This window comes from Nonomuraea sp. B1E8 (genome assembly GCF_039871515.1).
In the GTDB taxonomy this organism is placed as follows: domain Bacteria; phylum Actinomycetota; class Actinomycetes; order Streptosporangiales; family Streptosporangiaceae; genus Nonomuraea.
Genome location: NZ_JBDPLS010000004.1, coordinates 116428 through 141279, shown reverse-complemented (window position 1 = coordinate 141279; position 24852 = coordinate 116428). Strand labels below are relative to the sequence as shown.

The 24852-nt window shown below is 72.1% G+C and carries 20 protein-coding genes; 14 read left to right on the top strand and 6 right to left on the bottom strand.

What is annotated here, in order from left to right:
* Positions 1 to 523 precede the first annotated feature (523 nt).
* Both ABGA98_RS15605 and ABGA98_RS15600 read left to right on the top strand, forming a co-directional pair.
* A complete protein-coding gene (locus ABGA98_RS15605) occupies positions 524 to 1549 on the top strand; it encodes a neutral zinc metallopeptidase (RefSeq protein ID WP_347619000.1) in 1026 nt (341 codons plus the stop codon).
* Between the two features lie 310 nt (positions 1550 to 1859).
* On the top strand, positions 1860 to 3266 hold the full coding sequence (locus ABGA98_RS15600; protein WP_347618999.1) for an LCP family protein: 1407 nt from the start codon (positions 1860 to 1862) through the stop codon (positions 3264 to 3266).
* 230 nt (positions 3267 to 3496) lie between these two features.
* Here the strand turns inward: ABGA98_RS15600 and ABGA98_RS15595 are convergent, their stop codons facing one another.
* Entirely contained in the window at positions 3497 to 5536 is a 2040-nt protein-coding gene (locus ABGA98_RS15595) for a spermidine synthase (RefSeq protein ID WP_347618998.1), read from the bottom strand.
* 183 nt (positions 5537 to 5719) lie between these two features.
* On the opposite strand from ABGA98_RS15595, the gene ABGA98_RS15590 reads away from it, so the two are divergent.
* Positions 5720 to 7078, top strand: a complete 1359-nt coding sequence (locus tag ABGA98_RS15590) for a S8 family serine peptidase (protein ID WP_347618997.1) — start codon at positions 5720 to 5722, stop codon at positions 7076 to 7078.
* Positions 7079 to 7120: 42 nt separating this feature from the next.
* Here the strand turns inward: ABGA98_RS15590 and ABGA98_RS15585 are convergent, their stop codons facing one another.
* The gene (locus ABGA98_RS15585; RefSeq protein WP_347618996.1) at positions 7121 to 7846 is read right to left on the bottom strand and encodes an ABC transporter permease; all 726 of its coding nucleotides are present in this window, start codon (positions 7844 to 7846) and stop codon (positions 7121 to 7123) included.
* Positions 7846 to 8601 carry an ATP-binding cassette domain-containing protein gene (locus tag ABGA98_RS15580; RefSeq protein WP_347618995.1) on the bottom strand — a complete coding sequence of 252 codons (756 nt, stop codon included), beginning with the start codon at positions 8599 to 8601 and terminating at the stop codon, positions 7846 to 7848. The genes ABGA98_RS15585 and ABGA98_RS15580 overlap by 1 nt, the downstream gene beginning before the upstream one ends.
* Before the next feature lie 66 nt (positions 8602 to 8667).
* On the opposite strand from ABGA98_RS15580, the gene ABGA98_RS15575 reads away from it, so the two are divergent.
* The gene (locus ABGA98_RS15575) at positions 8668 to 9303 is read left to right on the top strand and encodes a TetR/AcrR family transcriptional regulator (RefSeq protein WP_347618994.1); all 636 of its coding nucleotides are present in this window, start codon (positions 8668 to 8670) and stop codon (positions 9301 to 9303) included.
* Here ABGA98_RS15575 and ABGA98_RS15570 read toward each other — a convergent pair.
* Complete coding sequence (locus ABGA98_RS15570) at positions 9300 to 9602, bottom strand: DUF4190 domain-containing protein (RefSeq protein ID WP_347618993.1); 303 nt, start codon at positions 9600 to 9602, stop codon at positions 9300 to 9302. The genes ABGA98_RS15575 and ABGA98_RS15570 overlap by 4 nt on opposite strands.
* Positions 9603 to 9715: 113 nt before the next feature.
* Here ABGA98_RS15570 and ABGA98_RS15565 point away from each other — a divergent pair, with 113 nt between their 5' ends.
* Positions 9716 to 10519, top strand: coding sequence for an ion transporter (locus ABGA98_RS15565; protein WP_347618992.1), 804 nt, complete (start codon positions 9716 to 9718; stop codon positions 10517 to 10519).
* Here ABGA98_RS15565 and rpsD read toward each other — a convergent pair.
* Complete coding sequence (gene rpsD / locus ABGA98_RS15560; protein WP_347619455.1) at positions 10507 to 11121, bottom strand: 30S ribosomal protein S4; 615 nt, start codon at positions 11119 to 11121, stop codon at positions 10507 to 10509. The genes ABGA98_RS15565 and rpsD overlap by 13 nt on opposite strands.
* Before the next feature lie 79 nt (positions 11122 to 11200).
* Between rpsD and ABGA98_RS15555 the strand changes: the two genes are divergently transcribed.
* Both ABGA98_RS15555 and ABGA98_RS15550 read left to right on the top strand, forming a co-directional pair.
* Positions 11201 to 11902, top strand: a complete 702-nt coding sequence (locus tag ABGA98_RS15555; RefSeq protein WP_347618991.1) for a DUF2470 domain-containing protein — start codon at positions 11201 to 11203, stop codon at positions 11900 to 11902.
* An 83-nt stretch (positions 11903 to 11985) separates the two neighbouring features.
* Positions 11986 to 12903: a hypothetical protein gene (locus ABGA98_RS15550; RefSeq protein ID WP_347618990.1), complete on the top strand. Its 918-nt coding sequence runs from the start codon at positions 11986 to 11988 to the stop codon at positions 12901 to 12903.
* A gap of 308 nt (positions 12904 to 13211) precedes the next feature.
* Here the strand turns inward: ABGA98_RS15550 and ABGA98_RS15545 are convergent, their stop codons facing one another.
* Positions 13212 to 14417, bottom strand: coding sequence for an ROK family transcriptional regulator (locus tag ABGA98_RS15545; protein ID WP_347618989.1), 1206 nt, complete (start codon positions 14415 to 14417; stop codon positions 13212 to 13214).
* Between the two features lie 141 nt (positions 14418 to 14558).
* Between ABGA98_RS15545 and zwf the strand changes: the two genes are divergently transcribed.
* The 7 genes from zwf (at position 14559) to ABGA98_RS15510 (ending at position 24835) form a co-directional block, all read left to right on the top strand.
* On the top strand, positions 14559 to 16094 hold the full coding sequence (gene zwf, locus ABGA98_RS15540) for a glucose-6-phosphate dehydrogenase (RefSeq protein WP_347618988.1): 1536 nt from the start codon (positions 14559 to 14561) through the stop codon (positions 16092 to 16094).
* Between the two features lie 91 nt (positions 16095 to 16185).
* Positions 16186 to 18129 carry a phosphogluconate dehydratase gene (gene edd, locus ABGA98_RS15535; protein WP_347618987.1) on the top strand — a complete coding sequence of 648 codons (1944 nt, stop codon included), beginning with the start codon at positions 16186 to 16188 and terminating at the stop codon, positions 18127 to 18129.
* A 132-nt stretch (positions 18130 to 18261) separates the two neighbouring features.
* Positions 18262 to 19227, top strand: coding sequence for a glucokinase (locus tag ABGA98_RS15530; RefSeq protein ID WP_347618986.1), 966 nt, complete (start codon positions 18262 to 18264; stop codon positions 19225 to 19227).
* A 97-nt stretch (positions 19228 to 19324) separates the two neighbouring features.
* Positions 19325 to 19939 carry a bifunctional 4-hydroxy-2-oxoglutarate aldolase/2-dehydro-3-deoxy-phosphogluconate aldolase gene (gene eda / locus ABGA98_RS15525; RefSeq protein WP_347618985.1) on the top strand — a complete coding sequence of 205 codons (615 nt, stop codon included), beginning with the start codon at positions 19325 to 19327 and terminating at the stop codon, positions 19937 to 19939.
* Between the two features lie 194 nt (positions 19940 to 20133).
* Positions 20134 to 20952, top strand: a complete 819-nt coding sequence (locus ABGA98_RS15520; protein ID WP_347618984.1) for an IclR family transcriptional regulator — start codon at positions 20134 to 20136, stop codon at positions 20950 to 20952.
* 558 nt (positions 20953 to 21510) lie between these two features.
* Positions 21511 to 22656, top strand: a complete 1146-nt coding sequence (locus tag ABGA98_RS15515) for a cytochrome P450 (protein WP_347618983.1) — start codon at positions 21511 to 21513, stop codon at positions 22654 to 22656.
* A 151-nt stretch (positions 22657 to 22807) separates the two neighbouring features.
* Positions 22808 to 24835 carry a protein kinase gene (locus tag ABGA98_RS15510; protein ID WP_347618982.1) on the top strand — a complete coding sequence of 676 codons (2028 nt, stop codon included), beginning with the start codon at positions 22808 to 22810 and terminating at the stop codon, positions 24833 to 24835.
* Positions 24836 to 24852: the final 17 nt, after the last annotated feature.

The following is a 24852-nucleotide window of genomic DNA, read 5'->3' as shown; positions in this document are numbered from 1 at the left end:
TCGGACCGTAACCGAGTACCGCTACATCCGTGACGGGTGAGAAATCAGTATGCTTTTGCCCCAAATTTGGCAAAGGTCCGCCAAGCCGCGGCGCAAAGCCACTGAAAGCAGACAACCACGTGAACGGGGAGACACGGTGACAGGGAACGGGCAGTATCCACCCCCGCCACAAGGGCCAGGGCAGCCACAACGGCCACCGTCCTTGCCGTGGCCGCCACCGGCCTACCGCCAGCCGCAGCCGCAGGGGGGTGGCCCGTACCCGCCGCCGCAGGCGCCACCGCCGCCCCAGCGCCCCCCGCACCATCCCCCGCAGCACTCCCCTCAGCACCCTCCTCAGCACCCTCCTCAGCACCCTCCTCAGGGCCCCCCTTACCAGGGTCCGCCGCAGGGCGGCCAGCCGTACGGGCAGCAGCCGCCTTACGGGCAGCCGCCGCACCGGCAGCCGCCCCCTCCGCCCCCGCCACCGCCTCCCTTGCCGCCGACGCTGCGCTGGCCGCATCCGCCGCCGCGCAAGAAGTCCGGCATGGGCGCCGTCGGGGTGATCGGCGCCGTGCTGGGCTCGGTGGCGGCGCTGTTCGTGCTGATCGTCGTGGGGGCGGCGGTCTTCAAGGGCACGTCGCGGTCGGAGACCTCGAGGCCGATCGCGATCCCGACGTACGAGCCTTCGGAACGCGCCACCGACGACGACGAGCCGTTCCCCAAGCGCACGCGGACCCAGGAGCCGACCGACGAGCCCACCACCAGCGAGCCCACGAGCCGGCCGACGGAGCGGGAGACGGAGGAGGCGGAGCAGGAGCCGCGGCGGACCGTCACGCTCAACACGAGCCTGAAGAACAACACGATGTACCGTGCCGGCATCCTGCCCAGGCTCAGATGCCCGGCGGGCAACGCGAGCATCTTCAGCCACAGCCAGCTCAAGGCGCTGATCCTGAAGACCGGCAAGTGCATGGACCGGGCGTGGAAGCCCATCCTGGAGAAGCAGGGCATCAGGTTCAGCCCGCCCGGCTACGCCATCGCCGCCAGACGGGGCAGGGGCGCGTGCGGCGACTACCCGTCGCCGGGGAACATCGTCCCGTACTACTGCCCGCAGAACAACACGATCTACGCCTCCACCTCGGCCATGGCCAGGGGCAACGGCAACGCCCGCGGCTACGGGCAGATCATCTCCTGGCACGGCGGGATCATCAGCATGATGGCCCACGAGTACGGCCACCACGTGCAGAACATCACGGGCCTGATGAACTCGTGGTGGCGCTCCACGCTGGACACCTCGAACAGGAACGCCAAGCTCGCCCTCAGCAGGCGGCTGGAGCTGCAGGCCACGTGCTTCGGCGGCATGTGGATGCGCTCGGTCGCGTCGTCGTACCCGGTGAGCACGTCCAACAGAAGCCGGCTGTTCTCGTTCTACGGCCAGGTGGGCGACCATCCGGGCTATCCGCGCGACCACGGCAAGCCGGTCAACAACCACCGCTGGTTCAGGCAGGGCTGGACGAAGAGCACGGCGCACCAGTGCAACACGTGGATGGCGTCGTCCTCAGCGACCTCCTGAAGTCAATGAGGAATTCATCTCAGGTTGGGCACATGTCGTTGTTGTCCAAGTATGGGGACTAGAATCCTGGCAATCTTGTGGCCATTGGGGGGCAAACGTCAGTTTTGCCTGGTAGGCGAGTAGGGAGCCGGGTGTGCGCAATCGGGATGGGGAAGCAACCGTGCCAGGAGGCAGGAAACGGCGCCCCGCTCGCCGCCCACGCCCTGCTTCCCCTCGCGGCTCCGGCTCCACATCGCGCAACGCCCCGCCGCGCTTCGCCAAGCCGCTGACCCCCGCCTCCGTCCTCGGGTGGACCGCACTGTCCGCCATCGTGCCCGGCGCCGCACACCTGCGGGCCGGGCAGCGTCGTATCGGGCTGGTGCTCGTCAGCGTGTACGCGGTGCTGGTGCTCGCCGCCCTGGCCTACGGGCTCAGCATCGCCGGCAACCTGGAGAACGCCGCCGCGCTCGTCGGCGACGGCATGCTGGTGACGATCGTCGTCCTCGCCTCGCTCGCCGCGCTGGCGTGGTTCGCGCTGCTGGTGACCTCGTACATCGCGCTCGGCCCGAGCAAGCTCAACCAGCAGGGCCAGATGATCACCGGCATCGTGGTCGGCGTGCTGTGCGTGGCGGTCATGTCGCCGTTCGCCCTCACCGCCAACACCGTGATGACGTTCCGCAGCACCATCAACGGCATCTTCCCCTCGTCGGACGACTCCGACGTGCCGCCGGCGGCCAAGGAGGGCGAGGACCCCTGGCACGGCAGGGATCGGGTGAACTTCCTGCTGATCGGCGGCGACGCGGCGAGCAACCGTACCGGCGTACGGACCGACAGCATGACGGTGGCCAGCGTGGACATCAAGAGCGGCGCCACCGTCCTGTTCAGCCTGCCGCGCAACCTGCAGCACGTACGCTTCCCCACCTCGTCGCCGCTGCACGCCCAGTTCCCGAACGGCTACCTGGCCGAGCTTCCCAACGGCGGCCTGCTCAACGAGGTGTGGCAGTACGCCAACGACCATCCCGAGATCATGGGCGGCAAGAACAAGGGCCCGCGGGCCCTCATGGACGCCATCGGCCACACGCTCGGCCTGAAGATCGACTACTACGCGATGATGAACATGTACGGCTTCGCGGACCTGGTCGACGCCATCGGCGGCCTCAAGATCCGGGTCGAGCAGGACGTCAAGTGGGGCGGCCTCTACGGCACCGCGGGCACGATCAAGGCCGGCTACCGGCGGCTCAGCGGCGAGGAGGCCCTCTGGTACGGCCGGTCCAGGGTCAACAGCGACGACTTCTCCCGCATGGGCCGCCAGCGCTGCGTCATCGGCGCCTTCGCCCAGCAGGCCACGCCCGCCGTGATCCTCACCAACTTCACCAAGATCGCCGGTGCGGCCAAGCGGCTCGCGCGCACCAACATCCCGCAACACCTCGTGCAGCCGCTGGTGGAACTGGCCGTCAAGGTCAAGGACGCCAAGATCACCAGCCTGCAGTTCGTACCGCCACAGTTCTGGCCGGGCAACCCCGAGTGGGCGAAGATCCGCACCGCGGCGCGCAAGGCGATCGCCTCCTCGCTCCGGCCGGCCAAGCAGGCGCAGACGGCCCACGTGGGCGCCTCGCCGACCACCACGTCCAGCTCGGTGAAGACCCAGGCCGCCCAGCCGACGCAGACGCCGACGAGGAACAGCCAGAAGCGCAAGGGGGACGACGCCAAGTCCCTCGAGGAACTCTGCGGCCTTTGAGACCCGGCACACCGCACCGGCATTCGCGCTGAGACCGGGACACCTCGGCTTGAGACCCGGCACGCCGCGCTGAGGACCCGGCACACCCGCTCTCAGCCGAGACGCCCCACCTGGACCCGGCACGCCTCGTCGAGGTCCTGTACACCCCCCCTCGGGCCCGGCCAGAGGCTGCTGCGCGGGCGGCGCCGCCAGGGCGAGCCCGGTCAGGCGGCCGGTGACGGCCCCTCACGTCACACCGGCGCGGCCTTCTTCCCCGGCAGCAGCACCAGCGCCCCGATGTAGAGCAGGGCCGCCACGATCAGCAGGCCCTTGTACCCGATGATCAGCGCGGCGTACTCCAGGCAGCCGCCCACCATGGCGCCCAGCAGGTTGGCGCCGAAGGACGTGGTGGCGTCTGCGGTGTCGGCGAACCGCTTGGCGAAGACGATGTTCGCGGCGAAGATCGGCAGGAAGGCCACGGTCACCGCGGCCACCGCGCGCAGCGGCAGCGGCAGGGACAGCAGCCACGCGTTCGGCACCAGCCAGGCCAGCAGCAGGCCGGCGAGCAGCACGCCGTACATGACGGGCAGCGGCGGGGTGCGGAAGCGGCGGGTCACCTCGACGGCGGCGAGGACCGCGACGAGCACGCCGGCGAAGACGATCGCGTTGACCACCCACGTCGTGCCGAACAGCAGCGCGAACCCGGTCACGCTCTTGGTCTCCAGCAGCATGAACGCCACGCCCAGCAGGAACAGGTCGGCGTACGGCCGCATCCGGTCATAAGGGCCCGCGACGACGCGGACGGCGAGGAGGCTGACGATGAGGATCAGGCCGAGCGTGATGATGTAGATCGGCGGGATCGTCGCGTCCTTGAGGTAGAGGAAGGGGCGGTCGTCGTCGGCGGGGGCCGGGGTGCCGGGGGCGGCTCCGGCCCAGGCGGCGCCGCAGCGCTGGTCGGCCTCGCTCAGGCCGGCGGTGATGACGGCCTGCTGGCCGGCGACGCTGACGACGTCGACGCACGGCTTGTGGCCGAAGGCGCTCTGCATGGTGGCCGCGAGGCGGTCGACGAGCCAGCTCTCGCGGTAGTAGTTGTACATCGAGAAGGCGCCGCCCGGCTTCAGGTGCTCGCGGGCGGCCTGCATGGCCTCTTCGGTGAACAGGTAGCTCTCCAGGCGCAGCGAGCTGGCTCCGGAGACGAGGGTGAGAGAGTCGGGCAGGGCGAAGAGGATGAGGTCGTACTTCTCGCCGGTACGTTCCAGGAAGGCGCGGCCGTCGGTGATGTGGGTGGTGACGCGCGGGTCGTCGTAGGGCCGGTCGGGGTGGACGGAGCCGCCGAGCTCGCGCAGCTTGGGGTCGATCTCGACGGCGTCGACGCGGGCGGCGCCCTTGGACAGCGCGATCGCCACGTCGGTGCCGCTGCCGGCGCCGACGATGAGCACGTCCTTGGGCGGTTTCGTGGTCCGTTCGTACGGCAGGCCGTACTGGCGCTCCCACTGCAGCCGGGCGGCGGCGGGCACGGCCTGCTGGTGCGGGATGCCGTTGACCGCGATGTCGGTGACGGCGACGCCCAGCTGCTGGAGCTGCCTGGACGTGACCTTGTAGTACGGCGACCAGATCGCCCCCGCGGTCAGCGTCTCGGCCAGCAGCAGCCCGACGACGGCCAGCGAGGGCACGGTCACCAGCCCCACGTAGAGGGCGCGCGGCCGGGGCGCCAGCAGCAGCGCGTAGCAGATCGCGGCGATCAGGCCCCAGAACACCGGCGGCGCGCTCAGGAAGGACAGCGCGGTGAACGCGGCGATGCCGGTGAGGCTGCCGACCAGGTCGTAGCGGTACGCCTCCAGGCGCGGCAGTTCGGGGAAGCAGCGTCCGACGAGCTCGGCGGGGCCCATGAGCACCAGCGCGGCGGCGCAGAAGATCACCGGCAGGATCAGCCACGCGGGCGGGCCGCTGGTGGACAGGCTCGTCCAGTAGAGGACGCCCTCGGTGTTCCTGTCGACGGTCACCGGGAAGGTCAGCACGACCACGACCAGGAGGGCGAGCACGACGGGCGAGTAGTAGGGCTGCCGCCGCGACCGGCCTACGCGCAGGAAGCCGAGCCCGATGCCGAGGAACGAGCCGAGCAGCACGAAGTTCGTGAAGTAGCTGAGGTGGACGATGTTGGATCCGGTCCACCTGATCAGTGCCAGCTCGAGGAAGAGCATGAAGGCGCTGGCGAGGATGAGCCTCGGCCGCACCGCCAGCCAGTGCGTCTTCTCCCCGTCGTCGACCGGCTTCCTGGCCTCCAGCGTCATGCTGCCTCACCGTAGTGAAAAGATCGCCGGCACGGAAGTCCGGCGAGCCGCGGACAAAAGTCGTCCGCTTCGCGGCGATTAGCGCATTTCCGCAGGTCAAAACCGGTGCGATCCGCTGGACGCGGGCGGGCGGATGCAGGAATGTTGGGACGTTCGCTCCCCCACACACGTTGGTGGTGACACATGCGGGTCCTGATCCAGCTCCGTCCCTCGCCCGACCTGGTCGCGGCCGTCGCCGACCCCGGCCAGGCCGCCACCACGGCCGACGTCGCCGACGGGTTGCCCGGAGTCGAGCTCGACTCGGCGTTCGTGCCCGTGGCCGTGCCCAGGCCCGTCCCCTCGACCGGCGGCGACCCGCTCTCGCTCAATCAGCCGCTCGACTTCTCGCTGGCCGCCGAGGACGCGTCGGTCCTGGTCCGGGGGACGATCTCCGACGACGAGCTGGCCTCCAGGGTCACGCTGCTCCCCGGCATCAGGACCGACGTGGTCGGCATCTTCGCCGATCCGGTCATCGGGTCGGCGCCGGTGTGCGGGGGCGATCCGCCGGCCGGCGACTGGCACGACGTCGAACGCCTGCTGCACGTCCCCGGGCTGCACGCCGAGGGCCTCGACGGCTCCGGGGTCGCGCTGGCCGTGCTCGACAACGGCATCAACGCCGCCCACACGGCCAGGCAGCTCGGCAGGGGCGTCACGCTGGACGCCGAGCGCTCCTGGAGCCCGCCGGGAGTGTCGGGCTCGCCGGGCGAGTTCGAGGTGGACCACGGCACGATGTGCGCGTTCGACGCCCTCATCGCGGCCCCACACGCGTCGCTCGTCGACATCCCGGTGCTGCTGTCCACCCGGCCGGGCGGCTCGGAGATGGACGGGCTGCTGTCGGACGCGGTGTCGGCCTTCGCGCACCTGCGCAACGTGCTCGACGCCCAGCCCGCGGGATCCAGGGCGCTCGTGGTGAGCAACTCGTGGGGATCGTTCTCGCCCGAGTGGGACTTTCCCGTCGGGCATCCCGGCAACTACTCCGACAACGCCGCCCACCCGTTCAACCTGATGGTGGCCGGCCTGGACCGGGCGGGCGCGGACGTGCTGTTCGCGGCGGGCAACTGCGGCCGCGAGTGCCCCGACGGCCGGTGCGCCTTCCCCTCCCGGCCGATCGTGGGCGCCAACTCCCATCCGAAGGCCCTGTCGATCGGCGGCATCGACGTCAACGGCGAGCGGGTGGGCTACTCCTCGCAGGGGCCGGGACGGCTGACCGCCCGCAAGCCGGACCTCTGCGCGTACACACATTTCTCCGGGTCCCAGGCGCTGGGCCCCGGCTCGCCCGACTCGGGCACGTCGGCGGCGACGCCGGTGGCGGCCGGGCTCGTGGCGGCGGTGCGCACCATGTGGCCGGCGGACAGGCTGTCGCCCGCCCAGCTGCGCGCGCTGCTGCGGCGCACCGCGGAGGACCGCAGCGAGGTGGGGTTCGACTACGGCTACGGCTACGGGATCGTGGACCCGGCGGGCGTCATCACGGCCCTGCAGCGCCGCGCCAGAAGCGCGGCCTGACGCGCGGCGTGGCCGGAGCGCGGTCCGGCCACGCCGCGCACCTTACGCGTTCTCCCTGTTGAACACGCGCGTCCCGATGGTGAGGCTGACCACGGCGAAGACCGCGGTCACCGCCACGCCGGCGCCGACCGTGCCCGTCAGGTAGTGGCCGTGGAACAGGTCGCGCAGGGCCTCCAGCACATACCGGAACGGGCTGACGTGCGAGAGGGCGTCGAGCCAGCCCGGCGCCATCGACATCGGCAGGAACGAGCCGGACAGCAGGATGAGCGGGATCACCGCCGTGGACATCACCGGCGCGAACAGCTGCTCGTTCATCGTCAGGGCGACGGCGTACGACAGCGCGGCCAGGCTCAGCCCGAGCACGACGACCAGCACGGACCCGGCCGCCAGCCCGAGTGCGGGTGCGCGCAGGCCGAAGGCGAAGCCCACCGCCAGGAGCAGCAGCGTCTGCAGGATCAGCGTGACCGCGTTGGTGAGCACACGCCCGAGCAGCAGCGCCAGCCGGCTGGCGGGGGTGACACGCATCCGCTCCAGCACGCCGGAGCGTTTCTCGAAGACGATGCCGAACCCGGCCAGCCCCATGCTCATCAGGCCGAGCTGGATGATCAGGCCCGGCACGAGCGTCTCCCAGGTGCCGAACGTGGCGAAGATGGGCCCGAACAGCACGAGGAAGAGCAGCGGCTGGACCGCGCCGAAGAGGACGCCGACCTTCTGCCGGAGCGTGACGCCCACGCCGTGGCGGAACAGCACCCACGTGTCGCGGAGCATCAGACGCCCTTCCCCGGCAGCTCGCTCTCCTCGCGGAGCGACCTGCCGGTGATGTCGAGGAACACCTCGTCGAGCGTGCGCCCGCCGGTCTTGAGCTCGGCCGGGGCGCCCTCGGCCACGATCTGCCCGTGGTCGATGATCAACAGCCGGTCGCAGAGAGCGTCGGCCTCGTCGAGGTAGTGGGTCGTGAGGAACACCGTCATGCCCTTCTCCTCGCGCAGCGCGCGGATGTGGCCCCACAGGTTGGCCCGGCTCTGCGGGTCGAGGCCGGTCGTCGGCTCGTCGAGGAAGAGCAGCGCCGGGTCGTGCAGCAGCGCGAACGCGATGTCGAAGCGGCGGCGCTGGCCGCCGGAGAGCGCGCCGCCGGGCCTGGTCTCCAGGCCCGCGAGGTCCAGCCTGGCCAGGACCTCACCTGCCTTGGCGGCGGACTCCCGGCGGCTCAGCCCGTAGAGCATGCCCTGGAGTTCGAGCTCTCCCTTGAGCGGTGTGGTCGGCAGGATGCCGCCGCCCTGGGAGACGTAGCCGATGTGCCTGCGCACCTCCTTCGCATCGGCCCGCAGGTCGTGGCCGGCCACCGTGGCGGTGCCGGACGTGGGGCGCAGCAGGGTGGTCAGCATGCGCATGGTCGTGGTCTTGCCCGCGCCGTTCGGACCGAGGAAACCCACGATCTCACCGCGCTCCACCGCTATGCCGAGGTCTCTGACGGCCTCCACGCCGCCGTCGAAGGTCTTGCTCAGACCCGAAGTCTTGATCATTTCATCGCCTCCAAAATTGAGGTAACCATAAAATTGGTGTGACTGCAATTTGGGTACGATGGTGACATGGGTGAAGGGCTGCGGGAGCGGAAGAAACGCGAGACCAGGGAGCGCATCGCCGACATCGCGATGGGGCTGTTCATGGCCAAGGGGTTCGACAACGTGACCGTGGCCGAGGTGGCGCGGGCCGCCGACGTGTCGGTCAACACGGTGTTCAACTACTTCAGCACCAAGGAGGACCTGTTCGCCGACCGGCAGCACCTGGCCGTGGACCACCCCGTGCGGGTGCTGCGGGAGCGCGAGCCCGGCGAGAGCGTGGTGCGGGCCTTCCGGCGCGACGTGCTCCACGCCATCGACACCCAGGACTGGCGATACGGGTTCAACCTGGGCACCGACGTGTTCGCCAGGATCGTGGACGCCAGCCCGGCGCTGGTCGCCCGGATGCGCGAGGTGCACGAGCAGCGAGAGAAGGTGCTGACTCGAGCGCTCGCCGACGAACTCGACGCGGATTCCGACGACCTCCGGCCCAGGCTCGTCGCGGCGCACATCCTCACCACGGCGCGGCTGCTCACCGACTATTCGGTGAGCAGGAGGCTCGCCGGCGAGGAGTGGGAGAGCATCGAACCCGACCTCAGAGCGCAGGCGGAGAAGGCGTTCGACCTGCTGGAGCCGGGCCTCGGCGACTACGGCCGGCGGCGCTAGGCGCCGCTGGTCAGGAACGCCATGCCCAGGAGGAAGAAGACGGACCCGAACGTGAGCATCATCAGGACGCTGGCGATGATGCCGCAGATGCGCCCTGCCTGGATCGAGCCGCGGTTCTCGTAGTAATAGCCGCTCTCGTCGATCTCGCGCAGCGCCCTGTTGCCCATCACCCAGGCGAAGGGCCCGAGGAGGCTGCAGACCACCAGGCTCAGGATGCCCAGCACGAGGATGGCGGTGCCGTTGGGGTGGCTCTGAGGGGGTGGGCCGTAGAAGGAAGGGCCGTAATGCGGATAGGACATGTGATCCGGCCCTTCCCCTGCCTGGTCGTGTGGGTTATACCACGGTCTCCTACTTGATCATCTTGCGCCATCATGGTGGGGCAACACGATCATTGCCTTAGGAGCCTACCCCCGTGCGTGAACGCATGCGCGACTTCCTCGCCCACCGGCGCTTCCAGCGGTTCATCATCGCGGTCATCCTGACCAACGCGGCCGTTCTGGGACTCGAGACCTTCCCTCAGATGGTCCAGCGCCACGGCGACCTGCTCACCCTCGTCGACCATGTCGCGCTCTACATCTTCGTCGTCGAACTGCTGGCCAAGATCTACGTCGAGCGTTCGGCGTTCGTCCGCGACCCGTGGAACATCTTCGACGCGGTGATCGTCGGCATCGCCCTCGTCCCGGCGACCGGCGGCCTGTCGGTGCTGCGCTCCCTGCGCATCCTGCGCGCGTTGCGGTTGTTGTCGGTCGTGCCGAGCCTGCGCCGCGTCGTCTCGGCGCTGCTGCGCGCCCTGCCGGGGATGAGCTCGATCGTGGTGCTGCTCTCCCTGGTGCTCTACGTGGCCGCCGTCATGGCCACCAAGCTCTACGGGCAGGCCGCCCCCACCAGGTTCGGCAGCCTGCCCACGTCGTTGTTCACCCTCTACCAGACCATGACGGGTGACGACTGGGGCAACATCGCCAAAGAGGTGATGGATCGCCATCCGTCGGCCTGGATCTTCTTCACGATCTTCATCCTGGTGTGCACGTTCGTCGTGCTGAACCTGTTCCTCGCCGTCGTGGTCAGCGCGATGGACGAGGAGAACTCCGAGGAGCGCGCCGCCGCCAGGGAGGAGACCGGCGATCACACCCAGCGCATCCTCGACGAGCTCGCCGAGCTGCGCAAGGAGCTGGCCGAGCTGCGCGCAGCGGGCCCTGGACCGAGCTACCGGGAGTAGAACTCCACGACGAGCTGCTCGTCCACCGGGAGGTCGATCTGCTCGCGCTCCGGCCGGTGCGTCAGCGTGCAGCGAAGGTCGGCGTGGTCGACCGCGAGGTAGGGGGCGATCCGGTCGTCGGCGTACACGCCCTCGGCGGCGGCCACGAACGGCTGCATCCTGCGCGAGCGCTCCCTGACCGTGACCACCTGTCCCGGCCTGACCAGGTAGCTGGGAATGTCCACCTTGCGGCCGTCCACGGCGATGTGACCGTGGTTGACGTACTGCCTGGCCGCGTAGATGGACGGTGCCAGCCCTGCGCGCAGCACGAGCGAGGCCAGGCGGGTCTCCAGCAGCGTGACCAGCTCGGCGCCGGACGCGCCCGGCTTGCGCAGAGCGAGGTCCCAGTAGCGGCGCAACTGCCGCTCGGACACGTCGTAGTACCAGCGCAGCTTCTGCTTCTCCATCAGCCGCAGACCGTAGTCGCCGGTGTTGCGGCGGTTGGTCTTACGGCCGTGCTCGCCCGGCGGGTAGGGGCGCTGCTCGAAGTAGCGGACGGCTTTCCTGGTCAGCGGGACGCCGGCGCGACGTGACAGTCGCACCTTCGGGCCGGTGTAGCGCACGTTCACCTCGATGTGATTAGGTATCCCTTACTTAGGCTTGCCTAACCTAACACATGATATCCGTACTCAAGGAGGCGTCATGCTGCCGATCCCCGAGCGGGTCCGCACCCTCGCCGCGACCGCCGGCGTCGCCAAGCTGTCCGTCGACGGCGCCCCGTCACCCGCGCGCGGAGGAGTTGACGAGCGCGGACGTCCGGTGCTCCTGGTGCTGCCCGGGGAGACGCTGCACGGCCTGCGCGAGGACGCCGTCGTGGCGGTGAACCTGACGGCGATGCGGCAGCTGGGCTCCGCCACCCACCCGCGCGGGCTGATCGAGGTGCAGGGCTGGGCGGAGGCCGTTCCCGAGGGCGAGGCGCGCTCGTCGGCGGTCGCGGTGGCCACGCACTGCCCGGACGAGAGCCTGTTCAAGGCGCTGGAGCGGTACGGGCGGCCCGACGCTCCCCGGCTGCTGCGGCTGGACGTCGGCCAGGTCGTCTACCTGACCGGGCAGGAGTCGGGGGTGCTCGACGCCGACGACTACCTGGGCGCGGCGCCCGACCCGCTCACCGAGACGGCCGAACGGGTGCTCGCCCACGTCAACGCCTCGCACCGGCCGCAGCTCACGGCCGGCGTGTCCAGGCAGCTGGGCGAGCAGGCGGGCGAGGTGTGGATGTGGGAGCTGGACCGGTTCGGGGCGACCGTACGGGTGGACGAATCGCTCGTGCGTTTCCCCTGGCCGCGTCCCGCGCGTTCCGGCCTGTGCCTGGAGACGGCGCTGCGCGGGCTGCTGTGCACGTGCTGAGCTCGCCACCCGACATCACTGGATTTTTAGTGATTTACCAGCACATTGCCCGATCGGTCCGCCACATCTCTAGCATGTGAGGGATGACTGGACCGCGCCGTGGACCCGGGCCCGCCGCGCCCGCCGACGAGGGCGGGTGGCGCGGGCGGGCGCTGATGGTCACCGGCGTCCTGCTCGGCGTGGTCATGCTGATCGCGGCCGCCATCCTGGTGGTGCGTACGCCGTACCCCAGCGACCTGGACCCGCTCCACTGGCCCGCCGTCTCCGACCGTGTGCCCGGCGACGTCCCGCCCTTCCCTCCGGTCACGGAGCGTCCCACCGCCACCCGCACGGCCACCCCGTCACCGGGCGGCACGCCGGCCGCCTCCATCCAGTTCGCCTCCGCCGAGCCGGTCCGGCCCACCTCCACCCGGCTCGCCTCGCCCACATCCCCCCAGCGCGCCACCCGGCCCGCCCAGCGCGCCACCCGGCCCACCAGGCCCGCCACCCGGCCCGCCCAGCCCGTCGTCGCCCAGCCCGTCGTCGCCCAGTCCGACGCGCGCCCCGTCCCACCCGACGCGCGGACCGCCCCACCCGGCTCGCGCACCTCCCGGCCTGGCTCGCGCGCCACCCCGCCTGACTCGCGCGCCATCCGGCTTGACGCGCGCACCCCCGGGCTTGACGCGCGCACCGCCCGCCCCGGCACGCGTACCTCCCGGCTCGCCTCCCGCAACGCCCCGCCCGCCGCAGTCCCGTCTGCCCGGCCCGTCGTCGCGCGGTCCGTCGTCGCGAGGTCCGTCGACTCCCGGCTGGCGGCCACGCGCTCCGCCGCGGCGCAGCGCGTCGGCGCGAGCTCCACCGCGCCGCGGTCCGGCTCGGCGGGATCCGCCGCCGGCCGGGCCGGCAACGCGGACACCGCCGGGCCTGGGGCCGGCTCGCGCTTCACCGCATCGCACCCGCCGCGAACGCCGAGCCCCTCCCCTTACGGCAGGCCGGCGGCACCGCACGCGCCGCCCCCGTGACCGCCCGTCCTGGCCAGTCGTGAAAACCAACGGGTTGCTCGCCGTGACGACGCGCCCTGCCGGCCGTGCGCCGTGGCGACATGTCGCCCGTATCGCGAACGATCCTCCGCCACATCTCCGGCGTGAAGCGTTCTGCCCTGCTTTTTACGAGCCGGTCCAGCCGGGGCCGCCGGTCTCGCGTCGCCGCGCCCGCTCGGCCTGCTCCATCCCGTCGAGGAGGTAGCCGAGACCTTCGGCGAACGTGGTGTCCCACTCGGCGGAGGGTCGTTCGCAGGCCCGCCGGAGAGCTCCGAGCCACGCTGGGACCTCTAGCCGGAGGCCGCGCGCTCCGGGCGCAGGGCGGAGAGCGTCATCGCCTCGTCGACGGCCTCGGGCGACAGCACGTGGTCGAGCACCATCACCGCGCACCCGCTGATGCCGGCGCCCGCCCCGAGCCGGCTCGGCTCGATGCGCAGCCTGCGGGTGGCGAGGGCGGTGGAGCGGCGGTAGACGACCTCGCGGATGCTCGACACGAGCGGCCCGAACGCCTCGGCCACGTCGCCGCCCAGCACCACCACCGACGGGTTGAGGATGTTGACCGCCCCGGCGAGCACCTCGCCGATCCTGCGCCCCGCCTCGCGCACGGTGGCCATCGTCTCGGCGTCGCCCGCCCGCACCAGCGCCGTCACGTCGGCGATCGTCGTGACGTCCTTGCCGCGCGCCCGGAGGTCGCGCAGCAGCGCGGTGCCGCTGGCGACGGAGTCGACGCAGCCGGTGTTGCCGCACCGGCACAACACGTCGCCGCCGTCGAGCACGGGGATGTGCCCGATCTCGCCCGCGGCGCCCAGCGCGCCGCGCAGGATCCCGCCGCCGGCGACGACGCCCGCGCCGATCCGCGTCGAGATCTTCACGAACATCAGGTCGTCGAGGTCGGGGTAGGCGCCGCGGTGCTCGCCGATGGCCAGCACGTTGACGTCGTTGTCGACGAGCACCGGGACGGGGAACCGCTCGCGGATGATCGGGGGGATCACCACGCCGGTCCACGAGGCCATCACGCGGGCGCTCTCCGTGCGGCCCTGCGCGAACTCGACCGTCGCCGGCACGCCCATGCCGACACCCGCGACCATCGAGCGGGGACGGCCGCCGAGCAGTTCGTCCCAGGTGTCCATGAGCAGCGGCAGCACCACGTCGGGACCCTGCTCCACGTCCATCGCGAACTCGCGGCCGTCGAGCTGGCGCCCGGCCAGGTCGCAGACGGCGACGCTGGTGCGGCTCGCCCCGAGCGCCGCCACCAGCACCACGCCGCCCGAGGCGTTGAACTCCAGCCGGACCGGCGGCCGCCCGCCGGTGGACGGGGCGTCGGCGCGCTCCACGACCAGGCCGCGTTCCAGCAGCTCGCCGACGCGCAACTGCACCGCGGGACGCGACAGGCCGGTCACCCGGCCGAGATCGCCGCGTGTCACGGCCTCTCCGGAGCGGATGAGGCGGAGCACCTCACCACTTGTGGCGAGGGTCGCGGCAGTACGTCGAGGCATCGGCTAAGTGAACCACATGGGGTTAGGTAATGAAAAGTCGAGACTTTTTTATCTCAGATGCCAAAACTCCGCTTGTGCATGCACCAAACTCTGGTTATTGTCCGTTCTGTCCCTGCTTGGTAGATCATGGAGCTCTCAACCGTGTCCCCCCTCTCGACCTCACCCGCAGATCGCCCTACGAATCAGCCCGCGGATCACCCCGGTGCGCACACCGCCGACCTCGTCGTCTTCGGCGGGACCGGCGACCTGTCCATGCGCAAGCTGATCCCGGCGCTCTACCACTGCGACAGGGACGGCCGGCTCTCCCATGAATCCCGCATCATCGCCATGTCCAGGGGCGGGCTGACCGACGCCGACTTCCGCGGCAAGGTGGACGCCGAGGTGCGCGACCAGGTGCCGGCCGACGACCAGGCCGGGTGGCAGCGGTTCCTCGGCCGCCTGCACCACGTCTCGATCGACGTCGGCGCGGACACCGGACGAGACGCCGGCGGGGCCGACAGAGCGGGCTGGGGCGCGCTCGGCAGGCTGCTGGCCGGGCACGAGCAGCGCGATCGCGTGTTCTACCTGGCCAGCCCGCCCCGCACGTTCGGGCCGTTCTGCCGCGAGCTCGACCAGGCCGGGCTGGTGACGCCGCGCTCGCGCGTGGTCCTGGAGAAGCCCCTGGGCCACGACCTGCCGAGCGCGCAGCGCATCAACGACGAGGTCGGCGCCATCTTCGACGAGCACCAGATCTTCCGCATCGACCACTACCTGGGCAAGGAGACCGTCCAGAACCTCTTGGTCCTGCGCTTCGCCAACGCCTTCCTCGAGCCGATCTGGAACTCGTTGTGGATCGACCACGTCCAGATCACCGCGGCCGAGACCGTCGGGACGCCCGGCAGGCGCGGCTACTACGACCACGCCGGCGCGCTGCGCGACATGGTGCAGAACCACCTGCTCCAGCTCCTCACGCTGACCGCGATGGAGCCGCCCGCCCGCAGCGACCGCGAGGCCGTGCGCGACGAGAAGGTCAAGGTGCTGCAGGCGCTGCGGCCGATCACGGGCACCGAGGTCGACCGCTTCACCGTGCGCGGCCAGTACGTCGGCGCGGACGGCATGCCCGGCTACCTCGACGAGCCCGCCTCCACGCCGCCGACCGAGGCCTCGCGGCGGGTGGAGACGTTCACCGCGATCCGCGCCGAGGTGAAGAACTGGAGGTGGGCGGGGGTGCCGTTCTACCTGCGCACCGGCAAGCGGATGCCGTACCGGCGTTCGGAGATCGTGGTGCAGTTCAAGGACGTGCCGCACTCCATCTACCCCGGCGGCGCACCGAACCGCCTGGTGCTGCGGCTGCAGCCGGAGGAGGGCATCCGGCTGCACATCATGGCCAAGGAGCCGGGCGCGGGCGAGGTGACGCCGAAGCCGGTGCCGCTGTCGCTGAGTTTCGGCGAGACGTTCACGGCGCGGGTGCCGGAGGCGTACGAGCGGCTGCTGACCGACGTGCTGGCCGGGAACCCGACGCTGTTCATGCGGCGCGACGAGGTGGAGGCGGCCTGGCGCTGGATCGACCCGATCCTGCACGCCTGGGAGTCACGGGCCGGGCTGCCCGAGCCCTACCCCGCGGGAACGACCGGCCCCGCGGGAGCCCACGAACTGCTCGGCCGCAGCGGTCGTGCGTGGCACGAGGAGGACGCGTGAACGAGCGCGGCGGGCCGACCACCAAGCCGGTCATCGGGCCGGTCATCACACGGAGCGACCTCGGGTTCACCGGCCCGACGAAGGAGGGTGCATGAACCCCGTCATTCAGGAGATCACCGACCGGATCGCCGAGCGGAGCGCCGCCAGCCGGACCGCGTACCTCGCGCGGATCCGCCGTGACGGCGAGGCCGCGCGGGCGAAGGGCCCCGCGCGGGCGCACCTCGGCTGCGCGAACCTGGCGCACGGCTTCGCGGGCGCGCCGGGCGAGGACAAGCCCGCCCTGCGCGGCACGGCGAAGCCGGGCGTGGCCATCGTGACCAGCTACAACGACATGCTCTCCGCGCACCAGCCGTACGAGACGTACCCGCAGGAGCTGAAGGCGGCCGTGCGCAAGGCCGGGGGCGTCGCGCAGGTGGCGGGCGGGGTGCCCGCGATGTGCGACGGCATCACGCAGGGGCGGCCCGGCATGGAGCTGTCCCTCTACAGCCGCGACGTGATCGCCATGGCCACCGCGATCGCGCTGTCGCACGACATGTTCGACGCGACGCTGCTGCTGGGCGTGTGCGACAAGATCGTGCCGGGGCTGTTCATCGGGGCGCTGCACTTCGGGCACCTGCCCGCGCTCTTCGTGCCGGCCGGGCCGATGACCTCCGGCCTGCCGAACAAGGTCAAGGCGCGCACCCGGCAGCTGTTCGCCGAGGGCAAGGTGGGCAGGGACGAGCTGCTCGACGCGGAGGCCAGGTCGTACCACTCCCCCGGCACCTGCACCTTCTACGGCACCGCCAACTCCAACCAGGCGCTGATGGAGGTCATGGGCCTGCACCTGCCGGGCTCGACGTTCGTCAACCCGCACACCGAGCTGCGCCACGCCCTGACCGGGGCCGCGGGACGCAGGGCGGTGCAGATCACCGCGCACGGCGGGGAGTACACGCCGATCGGCGAGGTGGTCGACGAGAAGGCCATCGTGAACGCCTGCGTCGCCCTGCTGGCGACCGGCGGCTCGACCAACCACACGCTGCACCTGGTGGCCATGGCGGCCGCCGCGGGCATCGTGCTGACCTGGGACGACCTGGCCGGGCTGTCGCGGGTGGTGCCCTCGCTCACGAAGGTCTACCCGAACGGCCAGGCGGACGTGAACCACTTCCGCGACGCCGGCGGCATGCAGGTGCTCATCGGCGATCTGCTGGACGAAGGGCTGCTCCACGGCGACGTGCTCACCGTCGCCGGACGCGGCCTCGACCGCTACCGCGAGGCGCCCGCCCTGGTGGACGGCGAGCTGCTCTGGTCGCCGGTCACCGGCGGCAGCGCCGACCTCGACGTGCTGCGTCCCGTCGCCGGGCCGTTCGCCGCGGACGGCGGGATCCACATGGTCGAGGGCAACCTGGGCCGCGCGGTCAGCAAGGTGTCGGCGGTCAAGCCCGAGCACCTGGTGATCGAGGCGCCGGCCAAGATCTTCGACGACCAGCTCGATCTGCTGAAGGCGTTCGAGGCGGGCGAGCTGGACGGGCAGGACTTCGTGGCGGTCATCCGCTACCAGGGGCCGAGCGCTAACGGCATGCCCGAGCTGCACAAGCTGACCTCGCCGCTGGCCGTGCTGCTCGACCGGGGGCAGCGGGTGGCCATCGTGACCGACGGGCGGATGTCCGGCGCGTCCGGCAAGGTGCCCGCGGCCATCCACCTGTCTCCCGAGGCCGCCGACGGCGGGCCGATCGCGCTGGTGCGCGACGGCGACGTCGTCAGGCTCGACTCGGCGGCGGGCGTCCTGGAGCTGCTGGTGCCCGCCGAGGAACTGGCCGGTCGTACGCCGGAGGGTCGGCCGCTGAGCGACGCGCAGTGGGTGGGGACGGGACGCGAGCTGTTCGCCGCCTTCCGCCGGATGGCGGGGCACGCGGAGCAGGGTGCCGGGATCTTCGGGGTGAGCGGCGCCGAGTCGCCGCACCACGGCCCCGGGCTGGGGTTCCCCGCCGAGGCGGGCTCCTCCCACCTGGAGGCCGGCGCCCCCGTGGCCGCCCGCCCCGCCGGACTGGCCCGGTGACGAGCCGGCGAAGGCGCCCGGTCGTCCGGGACGGTGAGAGCGCGCGGCCGTCTGGGACGGCGCGGACGACCGTGGCATCCTGCGGGGTGAGGCGAGCGATCTTGACGCCGCCCGTGGCCGCCGGAGGTATGCGTGAGTGCCTTTGACCTTCCCTGGCTCGTCGCTGACATCGGGGGGACCAACGCCCGGTTCGGCCTGGTCACCTCGGTGGGGGCGCGGCCGTCGAACGTCGCGGTCCTGGCAGGGGCGGCGCACGCCACGCTGCCGGAAGCCGTGGAGGCCTATCTCGCGGAGCACGCGGCCGGGGCGCGGCCAGGGGCGGTCTGCCTGGCCGTGGCGGGGCCGATCGACGGCGACCGCTACCGGCTCACGAACTCCCCGTGGGCCGGGTCCGTGCGCGACCTCGACGTCCCGTACGCGCGGCTGCTCAACGACTTCGAGGCGCTGGCGGTGTCGCTGCCGCACCTGGAGGGCGGCGACCTGGTGCACCTGGGCGGCCCCGGCCTCTGCCACGGGGTCAAGGCCGTGCTGGGGCCGGGCACCGGGCTGGGCGTGGGCGGTCTGGTACCGGCGGATGGCGGCTGGACGCCGATCCCGGGCGAGGGCGGGCACGTCACGGTGCCGGTGGTGGAGCGGCGCGAGTTCGAGATCGTACGGGTCCTCCAGTCGCAGGGGTTGCCGCACGTCGTCGCCGAGCACGTGCTGTCCGGTCCGGGCCTGGTCCGGCTGCACCGGGCGCTGGCCCAGGTGAACGGGGTCGCCGCGCCCGAGCTGACCGCCTCGGACATCGTGGCCGGGCTCGACGACTCGTTGTGCGCCGAGACGGTCGAGGTGTTCTGCGGGATGCTGGGCGGCTTCGCCGGGAACGTGGCGCTGACCCTGGGCGCGAAGGGCGGGGTCTACCTGGGCGGCGGAGTGCTGCCCCGTATCGTGGAGCGCGTGCGTGCCAGCGGCTTCCGTACGCGGTTCACCGCCAATCCCGACATGGCGGACTACCTTTCCGCCATCGGGACGGCGCTGATCGTCGCTCCGCAGCCGGCGCTGACGGGCGCCGCGGCCTGGCTGAGCCGGCGCGCGCGCAGGGAACTGGTGGGTTGAGGCCGCATCCCCGGGGCCTCAGGCGGCCTCGCTGGTGGCGCCGGCCGAAGATATCAGTACGGAAGGTCCCGCACGGGGCCGACGAGGAGAAGAACGTATGAGTAGTCTGCTCGATCTCGCCCCGGTGATCCCCGTCGTGGTGATCGACGACGCGGAGAGCGCCGTGCCGCTGGCCAGGGCGCTGGTCGCCGGAGGCCTGCCGGTCATCGAGGTGACCCTGCGCACGCCGGCCGCCCGTGAGGCGATCGCCAGGATCGCCGCGGAGGTGCCGGAGGCGACCGTGGGCGCCGGCACGATCCGGACTTCTGCCGATATTTCAGCATCGGTGGCGGCTGGGGCCAGGTTCCTGGTCTCGCCGGGCACCACCCTGTCGCTGGTCGAGGCGCTCGACGCGAGCGGCGTCCCCTACCTGCCCGGCGCGGCCACCGTGTCGGAGGCGATGGCGCTGGCCGAGCGCGGGATCAAGGAGCTCAAGTTCTTCCCCGCCGAGGCCGCGGGCGGCGTCCCCTACCTCAAGGCGCTGGGCGGGCCGCTGCCGGACGTGCGGTTCTGCCCGACGGGCGGCATCCGGGCGGACACGGCGGCCGCCTACCTCGCGCTGCCGAACGTGGGCTGCGTCGGCGGCACGTGGCTGACCCCGGCCGACGCGCTCGCGGCGGGCGACTGGGGCCGGATCGAGAAGCTCGCGTCGGAGGCCGCCGCGCTGAAGTAGCGCCCGGAAGCGGGCATACGCGTGCAGGCCCGGCCAAAGGCCTGGAACCGCTGTGACGTGGCCATTTCCGGATCCGCGAAGATCATCCACCCGCGTCGACCGGGTATCAACGAGCGGTCAACGGGTAGGTCAAGGCATGCACAACCGCGGCCCCGGGAAGCCCCTTTCGCTCCTCGGAAAGCGAAAGGACGGTCATGCCGACACAGACGGCCGGTCACGAGCAGCAGGTCACGGACGACCGCCGGGCGGCGCAACCGGGCAGCCTGGAACGCGGGATCGACATCCTCCTCGCGCTCAGCGTGGCCGCCCGCCCGGTGAGCCTGTCGGAGCTGTGCCGCAGCACGGGGCTGCCCAAGACGACCGCGCACCGCATCCTCGGCGTGCTGTGCGCCCGCGGGCTGGCTCGACGGGTCGGCAACGGCTACGTGCCCGGCGAGCTGCTGGAGACGATGGCCGGCACCGCCCGCGCCCTCGTGCCTGGCACCCGCGCGGTGGTGCTCCCGTACCTGCTCTACCTGTACGAGGCCACCCGGCAGACGGTGAACCTGGCCGCGCCGTTCGGCCTGGAGGCCCGTTACGTCGAGCGCCTCCACGGTCACAACCGCGTCGGCTCGCGCTCCGACGGCACCGACCGGGCGCCGCTGCACTGCACGGCCACGGGCAAGGCGCTGCTGGCCTTCGATCCCCGGCTGCGCCACGAGTTGATCGCGCGCGGCCCTTTCGAACGCTGGACGCGCCGCACCGTCACCACCCTGACCGGGCTGGAACGCGAGCTGGCCCAGGTCCGCAGGCACGGCGTGGCGTACGCGCAGGAGGAGTACACCGAGGGCGTGGCCTGCGTGGCCGCGCCCGTGTTCGGACCCGCGGGCACGGTGTGCATGGCGCTGGGCGTGGCCGCGCCCGCACACGCGGCCCAGCTCGCCAGGCTCGGCATCTCCGTGCGCGGCGCGGCCCAGGCCATCTCGGCCGCGCTCTCCCCCTCCAGCTGCTCCTGGCCGCCGCGCGTCCCGTGACGCCGGAGGCGTTCCGGTCAACGGAACACCTCCGGCCGCGCGCCGGAGGTGTTCCGTTGACCGGAACCCCGGATTGCGAACGGGGGCCCGCGGCGATCACATCGGCATTTGACATCCTCTCGGCCCTGAAAGGACCGGGATTCCAGCCGTCGCCGACTGGCCTTCCTGCTTCACCGCCGGTCGCCCGCCCGAGAAAGGGAACTCTCGTTGAGGTCTTACACCAGCTCCACAGGCGTTTCACCTCTCCGCAAGCCCTGCGGCGAGGGTGCTTCTGATCGTTCGTCCGGTGGCTTGGTCATCGCCACCGTCGAACACACTACCGAACCGTGCGATGTCGTGCGGCGTTTTGACACCGGTTCGCCTGGCGGCGAACCGGCTACCCCTGTCCTGCTCCGCAGGGGTCCGATTCCTCCCCCGCCTGATGGCGGGGGTCTCCTCGGAGGCATCTGATGAACTTCCTCCCCGCTCTGGCCATCCAGGAGGCGCCCGCGGGCTCAGGGCCGAGGGCCCACCAGGCCCGGACCTCGCGGGCGCCGGCCGGGTTCCGGGAGGCCGCGCGTGCCTAGAGGGCTGCCCAGGGCCACCGCGCTGGAGAGCCTGCGCCTCAAGGCCGCCCTCGTCCCGCCCGGCACGCCCCACCTCACGCCCGGACGCGACCTGCTCCGCTCCCGCACGCTGCTGCCGGAGCTCGAAGCCCGGTACGGCGGCCGCCCCGTCCTGGTCCGCGGCCCGCGCGGCCCGGCGCTGCTGATCATGTCCAAGCGCGACGCGCTGCGCGTGCTGGCCGAGGACGACGACGCGTACGCGCCGGCCGTCGAGACGCGCCCTCTGGGCCTGCCCACGGACGTGCTGCGCCCGGCGTTCATCGAGATCGCCCGCGAGGAGGCCAGGGAGCTCACCGAGGGCGTGGTGGACTACGCGCGGCTCAACGGCCGCTGGCAGCGCGTCGCCCGGCGCTGCGTCTACGGGGACGGCGCGGCCGGTGACGAGGAGCTCACCCGGCTCCTGGCGGACCTCACGCGGGCGGGACGGCTGCGGGCCAGGCGGCGCCAGCAGCTCCTGTCCGGACGGTACGACGCCCGGATCATCGACCACCTGCGCCGCGCCGAGCCGGGCAGCCTGGCAGGGCTGATCGCCGAGACCCCCGGGCAGGCCGAGTCGCGCGGGCTCATGCAGGCGGCGTTCTGGCTGATGGGGCTCGGCGTGACCGCGCCCGGCCTGATGCAGACCCTCGCCCTGCTGGCCGCACACCCGGCACACCGCAAGGCGGCCCGCGCCGACCCCTGCCATCTGCGCGCCTGCCTGCGCGAGGGCCTGCGCCTGTGGCCGCCCGTGCCGGCGCTGACCCGCCTCACCACGGTGGAGACCTCCTGGTACGGCGCCACCCTGCCCGCGGGCACCACCGTCATGGTGCCGATGGCCGTCCACCAGCGCAGCCCGCGCCTGCCGTACGCGAACACCTTCGCACCCGAGATCTGGCTGGACGGCACCGCCGCCGGCGAGTGGTGGGCCAGACCGGGCTGCGAGGGCGTGCACCTGACGCTCGTCGTCGGCACGGCCTTCCTGGCGGGCATCCTGCGCGGCTCCCGGCCCAAGCAGGTCGGGCGGCTCATCGCGCCGCACCGGCCGCTGCCCCACGCGCTCGATCTCGCGCGGGTGCGGGTGACGATGATCCCCGCGCGCCGCAAGCCCGCTCACGCCTAGTGGCCGACGAGTAGGCCCGTCCTCCGTTAGAGTCTTGGGTACAAACGGGATGCCGTGCGGCGGAACGGTGCGGGTCGCGGCATGACGACCGGCCGGGGCGGAGGATCGGGTCGGGTTGAGACGGGATGACGACGGCGAGAGGACGGCGACGTTGGGGCGCTCCGCTGGCTCTCCGCTGAAGCCGGACGATCCGCCGGCGATCGGCCCCTATGAGCTGCTCAGCCGTCTCGGCTCCGGCGGCATGGGGGTGGTCTACCTCGCCAAGGCCGCCGACGGGTCACGGGTGGCGCTCAAGGCGATCCGGCGCGACTTCACCGCCGACCCGGTCTACCGCGCGCGCTTCCACGAAGAGGTGTCCAACGCGCGCAAGGTGGCGTCGTTCTGCACGGCGCGGGTGCTCGACCACGGCGAGGACCGCGGCCGCCTCTATCTCGTCACCGAGTTCATCGACGGCATCTCCCTCGAGGACCACCTCATCGAGCACGGCGCGTTGTCGCCGTCGGTGTTGCACGCCGCGGCCGTCGGCGTGGCCGCCGCGCTGACCGCCATCCACGCGGCCGGGCTGGTGCACCGCGACCTCAAGCCGGCCAACGTGATGCTGACGCTGGCCGGGCCGCGGGTGATCGACTTCGGGCTCGCGCGCTCGACGCACGTCGACTCCCGGCACACCAACGCCGGCATGGTGATGGGCACGCCGGGGTGGATCGCTCCCGAGCAGGTCTTCGAAGGGCGCACGAGCCCGGCGGGCGACGTGTTCGCCTGGGGCTCGCTCATCGCGTACGCGGGGCTCGGCGGGCATCCGTTCGGCGAGGGCGACGCCTACGTGATGGCGGCCAGGGCCCGCACCGCGCCTCCCGACCTCCGGGGGCTGCCTGCCCCGCTCGACCGGCTGGTGGCGGCGGCCATCCATCCCGACCCCGCGCGGCGGCCCGCGGCCAGGCAACTGCTGCTGGAGCTGGTGGAGGCGGCCGACGAGCCGGCCGCGCAGCTGGCCGCGACCAAGCACCTGACCAACGCGTGGAACCCGTCGGAGTTCGGGCCGCTGATGCCGCAGGCTCCGCATCGCCCGCCGCCCGACGGTGCCGCGCCGGGTTCGCCCCCTCCGCACCGCCATCCCGAGGCCGCCCACCGCGGCCCGCGGCCCGATGCGGCCGGCCACGGAGCTCAGGCGCGGCGCCCGGACGGCCGTGTCCCGCAACAGGCCCACCACGAGCGCACGGGGCCCGGTCCGCTGCCCGGCGCGGGCGGTCGGGCGAGCCAGCCCCCTCCCGCCGAACGCACCGGACCCACACCCGGTACCGGCCGTGGCCCGCAGCAGGTCCCGCCCGCCGAGCGCACGGGCCCCACCCCCGGCTCCAGCCGCATCCCGCAACCGCCGCCCGCGGAGCGCACGGGGCCGACGGCGACCGGGCAGGGCCGCCTGCCGCATCCCGAGCGGACGGGGCCGCTGCCGCACACCGCGCGCGGCCCGCAGGCGCCGCATCCCGAGCACACCGGCCCGCTCGCCACCGGGCGCGGTCCGCTGCCGCACCACCGGACCGGCCAGGCGCCGCCGCACCACACCTTCACCGGCCCAGTCACCGGCACCGTCACCGGCACGGGCACCGGGCAGGGCACCGGGCAGGGCCCGCTGCCCGGCTACCGGCCGCCCGAGCGCAAGCGCAGCGTGGTCGGCGGCTGCCTGACCGTCCTGGTGGTCGCGGCGGTGCTGCTGGTGCTGCTGCTGGCCATGCTGGCCTGGGTGTTCCGCCCTCCTCCCGCGGCCGGTGCGGACGGGCCCGTGCAGGACGGCAAGCTGAAGTTCGCCGTGACGAGCACGAAGTGTTCCAAGCCCGCGAAGTCCGCGGCCGAACGGGTCTGCCGGATCGGCGTGAAGATCGACAACGTCGGCCCTGACGCCCGCGTGCTCTACCCCGGGCAGCAGAAGCTGATCGACGAGGACGACGCGTCGTACGCCGGCACCAGGCTGCTCGACACGGCGGGCAAGGAGATCACGCCGGTCAGGATCGAGGCCGGGCGGTCGTTCACCGGCGCTCTGGTGTTCGAGCTGGCCAAGGGCCGCACGCCCGTGGGGCTCGAGGTGCACGACTCGGGGCTGAGCGCGGGCGCGCGGATCAACCTGCGCAACCAGCCCGACGCCGCCGCCCCCGGCACCCGCCACCACCCGTCGCCCGCCTGACCCACCCGCCTGACGAG

Bases quoted from the DNA above. Each gene is read 5' to 3' on its own strand.
- ABGA98_RS15590 (WP_347618997.1), top strand. From the start codon at position 5,720: ATGCGGGTCCTGATCCAGCTCCGTCCCTCGCCCGACCTGGTCGCGGCC.
- ABGA98_RS15585 (WP_347618996.1), bottom strand. From the start codon at position 7,846: ATGCTCCGCGACACGTGGGTGCTGTTCCGCCACGGCGTGGGCGTCACG.
- ABGA98_RS15605 (WP_347619000.1), top strand. From the start codon at position 524: ATGGGCGCCGTCGGGGTGATCGGCGCCGTGCTGGGCTCGGTGGCGGCG.
- ABGA98_RS15580 (WP_347618995.1), bottom strand. From the start codon at position 8,601: ATGATCAAGACTTCGGGTCTGAGCAAGACCTTCGACGGCGGCGTGGAG.
- ABGA98_RS15595 (WP_347618998.1), bottom strand. From the start codon at position 5,536: ATGACGCTGGAGGCCAGGAAGCCGGTCGACGACGGGGAGAAGACGCAC.
- eda (WP_347618985.1), top strand. From the start codon at position 19,325: ATGAGTAGTCTGCTCGATCTCGCCCCGGTGATCCCCGTCGTGGTGATC.
- ABGA98_RS15575 (WP_347618994.1), top strand. From the start codon at position 8,668: ATGGGTGAAGGGCTGCGGGAGCGGAAGAAACGCGAGACCAGGGAGCGC.
- ABGA98_RS15545 (WP_347618989.1), bottom strand. From the start codon at position 14,417: ATGCCTCGACGTACTGCCGCGACCCTCGCCACAAGTGGTGAGGTGCTC.
- ABGA98_RS15550 (WP_347618990.1), top strand. From the start codon at position 11,986: ATGACTGGACCGCGCCGTGGACCCGGGCCCGCCGCGCCCGCCGACGAG.
- ABGA98_RS15555 (WP_347618991.1), top strand. From the start codon at position 11,201: ATGCTGCCGATCCCCGAGCGGGTCCGCACCCTCGCCGCGACCGCCGGC.
- ABGA98_RS15520 (WP_347618984.1), top strand. From the start codon at position 20,134: ATGCCGACACAGACGGCCGGTCACGAGCAGCAGGTCACGGACGACCGC.
- ABGA98_RS15570 (WP_347618993.1), bottom strand. From the start codon at position 9,602: ATGTCCTATCCGCATTACGGCCCTTCCTTCTACGGCCCACCCCCTCAG.
- edd (WP_347618987.1), top strand. From the start codon at position 16,186: ATGAACCCCGTCATTCAGGAGATCACCGACCGGATCGCCGAGCGGAGC.